This window comes from Micromonospora sp. NPDC007220, assembly GCF_040634035.1.
Taxonomy (GTDB): domain Bacteria; phylum Actinomycetota; class Actinomycetes; order Mycobacteriales; family Micromonosporaceae; genus Micromonospora; species Micromonospora reichwaldensis.
In genome coordinates this window covers 26,406-38,933 of the sequence record NZ_JBEYEU010000025.1, presented here as the reverse complement: position 1 = coordinate 38,933, position 12,528 = coordinate 26,406, and the positions used below count along the sequence as shown (strand labels likewise).

Sequence of the window (12,528 nt, the reverse complement as noted above, 5' to 3'; positions counted from 1 at the left end):
GGCTTCCCGACCAGTCATGACGGTGACGCTAACCTACTTTGCCTACCTGACAAATAGGGATTCTACCTTCTGGGACGGAAGCGTGGGCAGAAGGCGATCACCGCAGTACGCGAGAGCTGGTCGACGCCGAGCTGACGGCCCGCGCCGCCCGGCTCGTCGGCCCGGATGCTGCTGCCGATGGTCGTGGATGTGCACGTCCGGTGCCTGCTGGACGACCTGACACTGACCGGGCGCGGCTACGGCCACAGCGTCGGCCGGCACGGCGACCAACTCGCCCGAGCTGCCGCCGACCAGTGGGAGCTCCGCATCCCCCGTACTGCGCTCGACGCCTTCGTCGCCGAGGCAAAGTTCACGGCGGCTCCCGCACCGGGAGTTCGGGCAGTCGACGCGAAACGCAACGTCGGCGGCGGCAACCTGTGGGACCCCGAAACCGCCAAGACCGTCTCCGGAATCGTCGAGGAACAACCCACCGCCGACGGCACGCGCCGATCGGTCCTGCTCAACCTTCGACGCACCCGACGTGGTCACCGTGTACCTGTACGCCAGCCGCGGCTGAATCTCGCGGACGTCCTCTTCTGCCGCGAAGCACCCGTCACGCAGGGTAACCAGGTCGCGGGGGCATGCATCCGGACGTGCCGATGTGCGGATGCCGACAGCTTGGGGACGAAGGGACGCGCTGAGGGGATCGGCAGCAGATTTCCCCTAGCCAATCTGCTGCCGATCCCTTGACCGATCCGGTCAGCGGCCCGACTGGGTAACCCGTCCTCGCCGGGTCCCGCGCCGGAGGCAGGCCGCCGTCATCTGCTCGCCCACACAGAGCGACCCAGCCGTAAGCCGTAGCGGCATAGCGCGGGATCCGATCCGGCTGGGGCGAGCCCATCACTGGTCAGGGCAGCTGGCCCGGCCGGTCGACGATTGCGACCCGGAGCAGCGCGGCAGCCGATTGCAGCGACTCCTTGCCGTTCCGCACCACCGACCCACGGATGCCAAGGTAGACGTGGGTGTCTCGGTCGAAGATGAAGTCTTCGTTACCACCGATCACACCGGGCATCCGAATCGCCACCCCATGCCGGCCTGCGGCGTCCACCACGTCGCCCGATATGACGACCGCTCCGGGCTCCCGTGCCAGCAGTTCGAACAGCGCCGCCAGCGCTCGGGGCGGCACGTAGCCGTCGAGCATCGACCGCGCGGTGGTGTACGGCATGCTCTCGCCCCCGTACACGGCCTGCTCATCGGCTGCCTCGGGGAGATGCAGGTCAACCGGGTGTTCCCGAAGGTATTGAAGCAGCTCGTCCGGATCGGTGGGCAAGTCGCCGTGGTACGCGGGCGACGGGAATACATCGAGCTCCTTGTCGGGATCGGCGGGATCGTTCGGGCGGAGCACCTTCAGTTCGCTCCACCCGTTCGGATCGGTCTCCGGTCGGTAACGTGCCTGCGTGTGCGCAACTCCCCCGGCCGACTGCCAAATCTGCGTCCGTACGGTGGTGTACGGGCCGCTGTCCGGCTTCTCCCGCGTCGTCGCCAGGACTTCCGTGAAGACGTACTGATCGGGTCGGGCGGTGAGCTCGGGCTGTTGCCGGGCGGCATCGGCCGCCATACGGAGGATCTCCGACGCGCTGGCCGTGGGCGGCGGCTGGTTGCCCACCCTCATCGTCTGGACCGCCAGGCCACCGCCGGTCAGTGCGACTGCCAGCCCGAATGCTCCGGCGAGGCGCCAACCGCGCAGGAACCGGGTACGGCGTCCGACCGGACGGGCTGCCGAAACCATCTCGGCCCGCCGGACGACGTGTGCCGTCAGATCCGTGAGGAGCTGCTCCTCGAAACCGTGCGGCGACTGTTCGATCTTGTTCATAGCGTCATCTCCGTCTCATCAGACGAGGGTGTTGGCCGGGTGGGCGAGCCCGGCGCGGACGACGCGACGGGCACGATGCAGGCGGACCCGAGCGGCGACCGGGGACATCCCGAGCGCGGTCGCCGCCTCCGCGACGGTGAGGCCGTCCACGGCGACGAGTTCGACCAGCGTCCGGGTGCCCTCGGGTAGCTCGCTCAGCGCTCGATGGGTACGGCGGGCCGCCGACTCGGCGTCGATCCGCTCCTCGATGCGGGCGATGTCGTCGGCGCCCAGGTCCCGTCGTCCGGCCAGTCGGCCGGTCACCCGCAGCCGTTGGGCCGCCCGACGCCGCTCGTCGCCGATGACGTTGCGGGCCACCCCGAACAGCCAGCCGATCTGGCTACCCCGGTCTGGCCGGTAGCCGGCCGCCGATTCGATCACCGCCAGGAACACGTCGGCGGTCAAATCGGCGGCGAGGTGTGGGTCGTCGACCCGCCGCGCCACGAACCGGCCCACCGCCTCCAGGTGCCGCCGGTAGAAGACCTCGAAGGCCACCGGATCGACTCCGATGCCGGAGATGTCACCCTCCGCTTGGCTAGGGTCATTCACAGGCCGTCCTCTCTCGTATCCGCTACACCCCTTCTTCGTAAGGCGGAGCGCGGGTGTTACCGAACCATCCGGCACGACAAACAGGTGGATGGCGGGTAGGGAGGACGACCGAACAGCAAGACCGGGCGCACTGATCTGCCGCTCAGGGCGGACTGGCGTTCATCGCTGCTGGTGACGCACGGTGATGTATGACTACCTCTCCTGCTCCCGCTTCCAGCGTCGCACCGACCGATCAGCTCGTTCTACGTGCCGCGGTGTCCGCCTTTCTGGGCCGCTACCGTGGGCAAACTCGCGTCCATACTGAGTCCAACCTGCGAGTCTTCCTCCGCTGGTGCACCGACCAGGCCCTTGATCCGCTCGCCATGGCGGATGGACGTCGAGCGGTACGTGCGCTGGCTGCAGGACGTACGCCGCTACCAGCCCTCGACGGTCTCGCGGCGCCTGTCGGTCGTGGTCGGGTTCTATCGGGTCTGCGTCATCGACGCCATCCTGGAGCATTCGCCGGCCGACTACGTCCGCCGGCCCACGGTGCCGTCCGAGTCGCCGACCCTTGGGCTGGGGCACCTACAGTTCGAGGCTCTAATCACTACCGCCCGGCTGTCGGCCAACCCGAACGACTTCGCCCTGGTCGCGCTCCTGGGTCTGCTCGGGCTGCGGATCTTCGAAGCTTGCGGGTCGAACATCGCCGACCTGGATGAGGAGCACGGGCACCGGGTCCTACGCGTGCGCGGCAAGGGAGGCAAGGTCGTCCTCGTCCCGCTGCCACCCGCGGTGGCCCGAGCCATCGACCGGGCCGTCGACGAGCGCACCAGCGGGCCGATCCTGCGCAATACCCTCGGTGTTCGGATGGACCGGCATGCCGCCACCCGCCGGCTCAAGCACCTGGCCCACACGGCGGGTCCGGATGCCGAGGATGCACCCACATATGCTGCGGCACACGTTCGTGACCACCATGCTCGACGCCGGCGTCAGCCTGCGTGACGTGTAGATCGCCGCCCGCCATGCCGACCCGCGAACCACCATGCGCTACGACCGCGCCCGTAAGAACCTCGACCGGCACCCCAACTACATCCTCGCCGCGTACATGGCCTCTGGAACATGATCAGCCGCTCACGGCTCTGCCGAGAGGAGGACGTCCTGTCGGGGCTGCCCTTCCCTTCGCCCGGCGTGAGCGCTAGATCTCCAGCCGCAGTCCGGCCCATCGGTCGAGCCATCCCTTGACCTGCACGCGGCGCTGTACCTTCGCGCGGCCCGCCGCATTGTTGAAGGCTGGAGAGGGGCGGACAACCATTCCTACAAGGTCAGCCAACCCATGGCAGGACACCAGGCGAACAGAGTCACCCCGCAGGGTAGCCGCGACGCACGTTGCCGTTTCGGGCCAGCGCGATATCGCGTCCATGGCGGACGTGTAGGGCTCATCGCCATTGCGCAGATGCATCCGTGCTTGATTACGAATTTCCCACGGCACCCCAGGCAGGGCCACCATGGCCTGGGCTTCGGCACGTGCGTCCTCGCGTGGGTCCAGCTTTTCCGGGTCGAAATAGGCGACATCCACGTCGCGCTCCGGCGAGGCCGAGATGTTGCTGATCGCGTCCCAGACGCGGTTGCGTACGAAGCCGGCACCGATCCACCAGTCCGACAATCCAAGGTCGGCCGTAACCCGAAGGACTTTCATTGCTCCCGGGTCTGACTCGATTACGCCCACAACGTCCTGCGCGCTCCTGACCACCCCAGGGACCCTAGACCAGCGGACGTACGCGGAATGCCTTCCACGCCGCCTCGACGTTGTCCACCCGGTCCGGAGCCAGGCCCCGTCGGCGTGGCAGTCCGGCCAGTTCTTCCGGCGAGTCACGCCACGCGATACCCACGCTTCAACCGCCCCGCTCGGAACCGCAACCATGTCCTACGGTGGGTCCATGGACTGGAAGATCGAACTCATCCCCGTTCCGGTGACCGATGTCGACCGGGCCAAGGCGTTCTACCAGAAGGTGGGCTTCAACGCCGACCACGATCACAGGGTGCACGAGGGCCTGCGGTTCGTCCAGCTCACACCACCCGGCTCGGCCTGCTCCATCGTGATCGGCGAGGGCATCACCGACAAGACTCCCGGCACCCAGGAAATCCAGGTTGTGGTCGCCGACGCCGAGGCGGCGCGCCGGCAACTGCTCGACGCTGGCGTCGATGCCAGCGAGATCGAGGTGCAGCCATGGGGCAGCTTCGTCTACTTCGGCGATCCTGACGGCAACAGGTGGTCGCTGCAGGCGATCGAATCACGCCCCAACGGCTGATCGATGGCCCACGACAGCCCTGGCAATGCCTTGACGTACTGCTGACTGTGCGCCGATCTGCCAAGATCAGCGCACGTTCGTCCGCCCATCGCTCGTCATGCAAGGCGACGCGCGGTCTTGCCGACGTGCGGGCGTTTGCCAGCTTCCAACCCCGTTACGGATGATCGTCGGCCGCTGCCCGTGAATCCTCTCCAGCGCCGCCGCCAAGGTCGCCGCTCGCAACTGGGGGTAGTGGCCGAACCCGTTGCGGAGCCCGGGGCAGCAGGACCTGACCGCTGTATCCGGGGCCCAGGACGATGGCCGCCCCGTTGGGGGGCGGGGCGCCGACGACGCTGCTCTCCGCCGCCGGTATCGCCGGAGCGAAGTCCGGCCCGCCCAGGTCGCCGGCGTCCGCCGCGTCACCGTCGCCCATGGTCACTCCTTCTTGGCGTGGGCTCCGCGCATGCCGGGGCCCGGTGAAACCCGCTGGCACCAGCCTGGCTCCTGACGGGAAGGATATCTTGTCTTCCACTATATTAGGCCGATGAGTTCTCGGGCCATGACAGAGCCAGCCTTCTTCATCCTCACCGCGCTGCTCGACGCTCCGCGGCACGGCTACGGGATCGTCGCGGACGTGGCGGAACTGTCGCGGGGCCGCGTGCAGCTGAAGATCGGCTCCTTGTACGGGGTCCTGGACCGACTCGTCGGTGACGGCCTGGTCGAACTGGACCGCGAGGAGGCATGGCAAGGACGGTTACGCCGGTACTACCGGGTGACCGAGCGGGGCCGCCAGGCCCTCGAAGCGGAGGCGCAACGGCTGGCCGCCAACGCGCGCCTCGCCTCCACCCGGTTGCGCGAGCGGCGGAACCCGATCACGGGAACGCCGTCGTGAACCGGCTGGAAGAGCGCTACCGGTTCGTCCTCCGGCTGCTGCCCGCCGCCTACCGGCAGGAATGGGAAGACGACATGGTCGCCGCCTTTCTGGACAGCATGGACACCGGCGACTCCGAGACCACCGCGTATGTCACGGACTACGGCCGGCCGAGCCTGTCCGAGGTCGCCAGCATCGTCTCCCTCGCCGTTCGGTTGCGTCTCGGCGGGGCTGACGCGCCACCCCGCTCGTTCGCCTGGGGACAAGCCGTACGCCTGGCGGCCCTGATGGCGATGCTGGCCAACGCCGTCATGGTCACCGCCAGCATCGCCGTCACGCTGTGGCTCTCCCGGAAGATCGCCTGGTTGCCGGCTCCTGAACTGGAATGGCCACTCAGCCCGTCGTCGAACATCTGGCACACCGCGTGGAATCTCGCCGACTACGCGTGGTTGCCGGCCTACGTCGCGCTCGTCCTCGGACACCGGCGGGTGGCCCAAGCGGTCGCCCTGCTCGCCATCGTGCCTCCGGCCATCACCACCGCCTTCGAACAAGGCGTCGGTGACGTACCGCTGTCCGTGACGCCCTGGGCGATGCGATTCGTCGACGTGCTCCTGCTACTCGCGATGGCGGCTTTTCACCGAGGCGCCCCACCGGTGCCGCGCCGCCCCTGGCTCCTCGCGCTGCCGATCGGCATCTTCCTCGTCCCCGTGCCGCTGTTCACCATCCAGGCGGCGAGACCGGCGCTGAGGCTGCTGGACTGGCCGGGCCTGTCCTGCGCGGTGGTCACTGTCGCCATGGTGGTCCACCTGGCCGGTCGAGTGTCCAGCCGCCAATCTCGGAGGCTGCCATGGTCACTGGCGCTCACCCTGCTCGCCGTGACCGCGCTCGCCCTGCGAACCGCAACCCTGCCCGACTACAGCAACCAGGCACAGCGGACGACACTCGCCACGATCGCCTCCGTAGAGGTTGTCGCCGTGCTGGCGGTAGGCGTACCGCTCGCCGTACTGGCCATCCGAGCACTGCGCCGACTTCCACCGATCCCCACCGTCGCCCCAAGACCCACCACACCGACGTAGGAACTCGTCCGGCGGGGCGACTGTGACCCTCGGGTAACGCCACCCCAGCCGAGCCCTGCGGTCGCGTCCACCTGCGGATGAACGGCGTCGGTGGGGAATTCGGTGGCAGGGCCGCGGTGGCGGGGCCGAGGATGAGCGGGTGATCGAGACGTACCCGACGAAGACCGTCCCCGTCGCCGCGGCCGCCGCCGCACGGCGACAGCGGACCGCGTCCGGTCGCGTCCCGACCCGCCGCCGACCGTCGTGACCGGCGCGTTCCTGGCCGGTCTGCTCGCCGGCTACGGCGTCGCCATCCCGGTCGGTGCGATCGCGGTCCTCATCCTCGGGCTCAGCGCCCGCACGTCGTTCCGGGTCGGCGCCTCCGCCGCGTTCGGGGTGGCCACCGCCGACGGGCTCTACGCCGCCGTGGCGGCCCTCGGCGGGGCCGCCGTCGCCGGGCTGATCGCCCCGGTCGCCGGGCCGCTGCGGCTGGCCGCCGCACTGGTGCTGCTCGTCCTCGCCGGCCACGGCGCCTGGCGCGCGCTGCGCCCCCGCGCCGCGACTGGTGCCGCCGGCGTCCGCCGGGGCCTGGACACCCCGGTCCGCGCCTTCACCGGCGTGCTCGCGCTGACCCTGCTGAACCCCGCGACCGTTGTCTACTTCGCCGCGCTCGTGCTGGGCCGTACGGACCATGCCGAGCCGGATCCGCTCGCCGCCGGCCTCTTCGTGCTCGGCGCGTTCGTCGCCTCGGCGAGCTGGCAGCTGTTGATCGCCGGCGGAGGCACCCTGGTCGGCCGGGTGCTGACCGGACCGCGCGGTCGGCTCGTGACCGCGCTGCTCTCCAGCGCCATCATCGCCGCCCTGGCCGTGGCGATGCTGCTGCCCGGCTAGCCGAGCCGGTCGTCCGCTGCCCGGCTGGGTCCGGGTCGGTGGCCTGCCGCCCGGCGGGGGCGGCGGCCCGCCGCGGGCGTCCACCCACCCACGGCGGTCAGTTGGCGTCGCCGTGCCGTAGGTTCGGGCGTATGAGCAGCCGACCGGCCGCCGGAGGCGGCCGCTGGGTCGAGGTGGACCCCGCCCGGGCCGCCCGGTGGGTCGAGGGCTTCGCCGACCGGCACGGCCCGCCCACCACCACCGTCGAGGCGTACGGGCTACTGCTCGCCGCCCCGGACGGCGCGACCGCCGAGCTGCACACCCCGCCCGGCGCGCCGGCCACCCCGGATGTGCCCGGCTTCGTGGCCGCCGCGACCGCGCCGCGCCGGATCGGGCTGCTGCTCGCCCGCAAGGGCGCGGTGGCGGTCGGCGTCGCGGCGGGGGAGGAGCTGGTGGTCTCCAAGGTGGACACCCGCTACGTGCAGGGGCGCACCGCCGCCGGGGGCTGGTCGCAGCAGCGCTTCGCCCGGCGGCGCGACAACCAGGCGAAGGCGGCGCTGGGCGACGCGGCCGACCTGGCCGTACGGCTGCTGCTGCCGGAGGCGTCGTCGTTGGGCGCGCTGGTCTGCGGCGGCGACCGGCGGGCGGTGGACACCGTGCTCGCCGACCGGCGGCTCGCCCCGCTGGCGGCGCTGCGTGCCGACCGTCTGCTGGACGTGCCCGAGCCCCGGCACGCCGTGCTGGTCGGCGCGATCGCGGCGGCCCGGGCGGTCCGGATCCTGGTGCGCGATCCCGCCCCGTCCTGAGCGGCGACCGCGTCGGGAGCGACGCTGGCTGCACTGCGGACACCCGCCCCTTCCCACGCTGGGACGGACCGCCAACGACCGGCCGGTCGACCCCACGCACGACGGCGGCCGGCGGGCGAGGCCCGCCGGCCGCCGAGGGCGGTCTCCGGTCCGGTGCTCAGAGGCTGCCGCGGAAGGTGTCGCAGGACTTCGGGTCGCCGGTGTCGTAGCCCCGGGTGAACCACTCCTTGCGCTGGGCGGAGGAACCGTGGGTGAACTCGTCCGGGTTCACCGGCCGGTTGGCCCGCTTGGAGATGGCGTCGTCGCCGATCTTCTCGGCGGCGTCGACGGCCTGCTGAATGTCCTGCTCGCTGATGCTGGTGAAGATCTTCTGGCCGCTCGCGTCGGCGGTGCCGGTGGCGTTCTTCGCCCACGCGCCGGCGTAGCAGTCGGCCTGCAACTCCAGCTTCACCGAGAGCGCGTTCGCGCTGTCCGGGTCGCGCTGCTGCTGGCGGCGCATCTGCGCCTCGGTGCCGAGCAGGTCCTGCACGTGGTGGCCGTACTCGTGGGCGAGCACGTACGGCTGGGCGAACTCGCCGGAGGCGCCGAGCTGCTGGGCGAGCACCTGGTAGAAGGTGAGGTCGATGTAGACCTGGTCGTCGGCGGGGCAGTAGAACGGGCCGACGCCGGAGTCGGCCTGCCCACAGGCGGTGTTGACGCCCTGGCTGAAGAACACCGTCTTCGACGGGCGGTACTGCTCGCCGAACGCCTCGGGCAGGGCCTTCTGCCAGTACGCCTGGATGGAGTTGACGTAGAGCGCGTTGCGGCAGTCGAGCTGCTGGAGCGCGTCCTCGGCCGAGCACTTCTGCTCCAGTGACGAGTTGTCGCCCTGCGGCTCGTCGCCGCCGTTGGTGGCCGCGTTCAGGCCGAAGCCGCCGCCGACGAGCGCGACGAGCACGGCGATGACGATGCCGACGATGCCGCCCCGACCGCCGCCGATCGGGATGGGTATGCCGCCCAGCCCGCCGCCCCCGCCGGATCCTCGCCGATCGTCCACCTGGCTGGTGTCGACCCGCGCGTTCTCGTTCAGCTCCATGTCTACCCCGATCACCGATTTGATCCGTTTTGGTGGTTGCGGTACCGGACCGGGTCCGGACGGCGATTCGGTACCCGATGATCTTGATCGGTAATCCGGCGGGGCGATCCGGCGGGGCCCGGTACACTTGGGCCCGTGCTGCTCTGCGAAGGCTGAATCGCCCCGCGCCGACGGGCCTCGTGCTCGCCGGCGCTTTCGCGTGCCCTGAGTCAGCCCTTCCAGACCCCGAGAGCGAGTCCTCCGACATGATCACTGCCACCGGCCTGGAGTTGCGCGCCGGCGCCCGGATCCTGCTGTCCGACACCACGCTGCGGGTGCAGCCGGGTGACCGGATCGGCCTGGTCGGCCGCAACGGCGCCGGCAAGACCACCACGCTGAAGGTGCTCGCCGGCGAGGGCCAGCCGTACGCCGGTCAGCTCGATCGCCGCAGCGCCATCGGCTACCTCCCGCAGGACCCCCGCACCGGCGACCTGGAGGTCACCGGCCGCGACCGGGTGCTCTCCGCCCGGGGCCTGGACGTGCTGATGGCCCAGATGAAGGAGATCGAGGCCAAGCTCGCCGACGACGCCGACGACCGGCTGGTCCGTCGCTACGGCGCGCTGGAGGACCAGTTCGCCTCCCTCGGCGGGTACGCGGCCGAGGCCGAGGCCGCCCGGATCTGCGCCAACCTCGGCCTGCCGGACCGGGCGCTCGCCCAGACCATCGGCACGCTCTCCGGCGGTCAGCGCCGCCGCATCGAGCTGGCCCGGATCCTGTTCCGCGACGCGGGTGAGAACGGCGGCGGCATCCTGCTGCTCGACGAGCCGACCAACCACCTCGACGCCGACTCGATCACCTGGCTGCGCAGCTTCCTCGCCAACCACAAGGGCGGCCTGATCGTGATCTCCCACGACGGCTCGCTGCTGGAGTCGGTGGTCAACAAGGTGTGGTTCCTCGACGCCACCCGCTCCGTGGTCGACGTCTACAACCTGGGCTGGAAGGCGTACCTGGAGGCCCGCGAGACCGACGAGCGGCGCCGCCGCCGGGAGCGGGCCAACGCCGAGAAGAAGGCCGGCGCGCTGATGGCGCAGGCCGACAAGATGCGGGCCAAGGCCACCAAGACCGTCGCCGCGCAGAACATGGCCCGCCGGGCCGAGAAGCTCATCTCCGGCCTGGAGGAGGTACGCGTCTCCGACCGGGTGGCGAAGGTGCGCTTCCCGAACCCGGCCCCCTGCGGCAAGACCCCGCTCACCGCGACAGGCCTGTCGAAGTCGTACGGCTCGCTGGAGATCTTCACCGACGTGAACGTGGCGGTCGACCGGGGCTCCCGGGTGGCCATCCTGGGGCTCAACGGCGCCGGCAAGACCACCCTGCTGCGGATGCTCGGCGGCCTGCTCGAGCCGGACACCGGCGAGGTGCACGCCGGTCACGGCCTGCGGCTCGGCTACTACGCGCAGGAGCACGAGACGCTCGACGTGGACCGTACGGTGCTGGAGCACATGCGCAGCGCCGCCATCGAGCAGACCGACACCGACCTGCGCAAGATCCTCGGGGCGTTCCTGTTCTCCGGCGACGACGTGGACAAGCCGGCCGGGGTGCTCTCCGGCGGCGAGAAGACCCGGCTCGCGCTGGCCACCCTGGTCTGCTCCGGGGCGAACGTGCTGCTGCTCGACGAGCCGACGAACAACCTCGACCCGGTCAGCCGGGAGCAGGTGCTCGACGCCATCGCCCGCTACCCGGGGGCGATCGTGCTGGTCACCCACGACCCCGGCGCGGTCATGGCGCTGAAGCCCGACCGCGCCATCCTGCTCCCCGACGGCGACGAGGACGCCTGGAGCGACGACCTCCTCGAACTGGTCGAACTGGCCTGACCGCCCTGCCCTGCCCTGCCCCGCTCCCGTCCCGCCCCAGTCCGTTGATCATGAGGTTGTTGCCCTCCGCCCCGGCGTGTCGTGACAACAACTTCATGATCGACCAAGCGGGGCGGCCAGGCGGACGGCCAGGTGGGGCGGCCAGGCGGGTGGCCAGGCGGGGCGACCTGCGTGGGTGGCACGGTGGGGTGGGTGCGCGGGTTGCGGTGGGGCGGGTGGGGCGTGCGGTCAGCGCAGGAGGTCAAGGAGGCGGGGCAGGACGCCCGAGGTGGCCAGGATGACCACGCCGATGGCGATGAAGACCGCCGGGACGAGCCAGTGGCCGACGCGTCCGACGAGCCGTGTCACCCGGGGGTGCCCGCCCAGCCACGCCCCGGCGGCGCACCACAGCGCGATGAGTACCACGAAGACCAGCAGGAAGACCGCGCCGTCGGCCGGGCCGAGCGCCCGGAACACCGGCACGTAGACGGCGATGTTGTCGGCGCCGTTGGCGATCGTCACCCCGGCCACGCCGAGCGTCGAGCCGACCACCGCCGGGGCGTCGTCGGCGTCGTCACGCAGCAGCGCGCGGACGCCGAGGGCGACCGGCAGCAGGCCGAGCAGCCCGGTCCACGGCTCGGGCACCACCAGCAGCCCGGCCGCGACCACCGTGCTGGCCAGCGCGAGCGCGCCGATGCCCAGGTACTGCCCGGCGACGATCTGCCAGGTGCGGGGCCGGCCGGTGGTGCGGGCGGCGACGAAGAACAGGGTCAGGACGACGATGTCGTCGATGTTGGTGGCGGCGAACACCACGGCGGCGCCGGCCGCGGCGCCCAACAGGTCGATCACGCCAGCAGGGTACGGCTCGGTCACCCGTCACGCCCGGCGCCGGGGGCGGGCGGGGCCCCGGGCCGCGTCGGGAGCATCACGCTATCGGGAAGCTGACATTGCATAGCGTGTCGGTTGGCGAAGAGTTGATATCTGGCGCATGATCGTTCGAGGCGGTCTAATAGGTGGGACCGTATCCGAACCGCACAGTCTGGGACGTGAGGACACAGCATGGCAGCCACTGGCACAGCCACCAGCACTGAGAAGGGTCGCCGGATCGTCGGAGCCGAGCGTCAGACGCTCGCCAAGGACCTGGTAAAGCGGTACACCTCGGGTGAGAGCATCCGCGCGCTCGCGGCCTCGACCGGCCGTTCCTACGGGTTCATCCACCGGGTGCTCACCGAGTCCGGGGTCCAGCTGCGGCAGCGTGGCGGCGCCCGACGCCGCAAGAAGGCGTGACCCGCCCACCAGCGTCGTCCATCAGCGC

General features: G+C 70.7%; 14 protein-coding genes. 9 read left to right on the top strand and 5 right to left on the bottom strand.

The window, feature by feature from the left end:
• Positions 1 to 165: 165 nt before the first annotated feature.
• Positions 166 to 729: a hypothetical protein gene (locus ABZ573_RS27770; RefSeq protein WP_358121957.1), complete on the top strand. Its 564-nt coding sequence runs from the start codon at positions 166 to 168 to the stop codon at positions 727 to 729.
• A gap of 157 nt (positions 730 to 886) precedes the next feature.
• On the opposite strand, the gene ABZ573_RS27765 is transcribed toward ABZ573_RS27770, so the two are convergent.
• On the bottom strand, positions 887 to 1,852 hold the full coding sequence (locus ABZ573_RS27765) for a CU044_5270 family protein (protein WP_358121955.1): 966 nt from the start codon (positions 1,850 to 1,852) through the stop codon (positions 887 to 889).
• Between the two features lie 18 nt (positions 1,853 to 1,870).
• Positions 1,871 to 2,440 (bottom strand): sigma-70 family RNA polymerase sigma factor, encoded by a 570-nt coding sequence (locus ABZ573_RS27760; RefSeq protein ID WP_358121953.1) that lies wholly within the window; start codon positions 2,438 to 2,440, stop codon positions 1,871 to 1,873.
• Positions 2,441 to 2,809: 369 nt separating this feature from the next.
• Here ABZ573_RS27760 and ABZ573_RS27755 point away from each other — a divergent pair, with 369 nt between their 5' ends.
• Positions 2,810 to 3,421, top strand: a complete 612-nt coding sequence (locus ABZ573_RS27755; RefSeq protein WP_358121951.1) for a tyrosine-type recombinase/integrase — start codon at positions 2,810 to 2,812, stop codon at positions 3,419 to 3,421.
• Positions 3,422 to 3,614: 193 nt separating this feature from the next.
• Here ABZ573_RS27755 and ABZ573_RS27750 read toward each other — a convergent pair whose 3' ends face one another.
• Positions 3,615 to 4,169, bottom strand: coding sequence for a nucleotidyltransferase family protein (locus tag ABZ573_RS27750; RefSeq protein WP_358121949.1), 555 nt, complete (start codon positions 4,167 to 4,169; stop codon positions 3,615 to 3,617).
• Between the two features lie 187 nt (positions 4,170 to 4,356).
• Here ABZ573_RS27750 and ABZ573_RS27745 point away from each other — a divergent pair, with 187 nt between their 5' ends.
• The 5 genes from ABZ573_RS27745 (at position 4,357) to ABZ573_RS27725 (ending at position 8,309) form a co-directional block, all read left to right on the top strand.
• Positions 4,357 to 4,728 carry a VOC family protein gene (locus ABZ573_RS27745; RefSeq protein WP_358121947.1) on the top strand — a complete coding sequence of 124 codons (372 nt, stop codon included), beginning with the start codon at positions 4,357 to 4,359 and terminating at the stop codon, positions 4,726 to 4,728.
• Positions 4,729 to 5,266: 538 nt separating this feature from the next.
• Complete coding sequence (locus tag ABZ573_RS27740; protein ID WP_358121945.1) at positions 5,267 to 5,599, top strand: PadR family transcriptional regulator; 333 nt, start codon at positions 5,267 to 5,269, stop codon at positions 5,597 to 5,599.
• Positions 5,596 to 6,654, top strand: coding sequence for a hypothetical protein (locus ABZ573_RS27735; protein ID WP_151453371.1), 1,059 nt, complete (start codon positions 5,596 to 5,598; stop codon positions 6,652 to 6,654). The genes ABZ573_RS27740 and ABZ573_RS27735 overlap by 4 nt, the downstream gene beginning before the upstream one ends.
• Positions 6,655 to 6,897: 243 nt before the next feature.
• On the top strand, positions 6,898 to 7,524 hold the full coding sequence (locus tag ABZ573_RS27730) for a LysE family transporter (RefSeq protein WP_358121942.1): 627 nt from the start codon (positions 6,898 to 6,900) through the stop codon (positions 7,522 to 7,524).
• 131 nt (positions 7,525 to 7,655) lie between these two features.
• Complete coding sequence (locus tag ABZ573_RS27725) at positions 7,656 to 8,309, top strand: acVLRF1 family peptidyl-tRNA hydrolase (RefSeq protein ID WP_327029041.1); 654 nt, start codon at positions 7,656 to 7,658, stop codon at positions 8,307 to 8,309.
• A gap of 157 nt (positions 8,310 to 8,466) precedes the next feature.
• On the opposite strand, the gene ABZ573_RS27720 is transcribed toward ABZ573_RS27725, so the two are convergent.
• Positions 8,467 to 9,384, bottom strand: a complete 918-nt coding sequence (locus ABZ573_RS27720; RefSeq protein ID WP_151453376.1) for a neutral zinc metallopeptidase — start codon at positions 9,382 to 9,384, stop codon at positions 8,467 to 8,469.
• 245 nt (positions 9,385 to 9,629) lie between these two features.
• On the opposite strand from ABZ573_RS27720, the gene ABZ573_RS27715 reads away from it, so the two are divergent.
• The gene (locus tag ABZ573_RS27715) at positions 9,630 to 11,234 is read left to right on the top strand and encodes an ABC-F family ATP-binding cassette domain-containing protein (RefSeq protein WP_151453374.1); all 1,605 of its coding nucleotides are present in this window, start codon (positions 9,630 to 9,632) and stop codon (positions 11,232 to 11,234) included.
• Positions 11,235 to 11,462: 228 nt separating this feature from the next.
• Here ABZ573_RS27715 and ABZ573_RS27710 read toward each other — a convergent pair whose 3' ends face one another.
• Positions 11,463 to 12,062 (bottom strand): cadmium resistance transporter, encoded by a 600-nt coding sequence (locus ABZ573_RS27710; protein ID WP_358121940.1) that lies wholly within the window; start codon positions 12,060 to 12,062, stop codon positions 11,463 to 11,465.
• A 210-nt stretch (positions 12,063 to 12,272) separates the two neighbouring features.
• Here ABZ573_RS27710 and ABZ573_RS27705 point away from each other — a divergent pair, with 210 nt between their 5' ends.
• Positions 12,273 to 12,500: a helix-turn-helix domain-containing protein gene (locus tag ABZ573_RS27705; RefSeq protein WP_007462679.1), complete on the top strand. Its 228-nt coding sequence runs from the start codon at positions 12,273 to 12,275 to the stop codon at positions 12,498 to 12,500.
• The last annotated feature ends 28 nt before the right edge of the window (positions 12,501 to 12,528 follow it).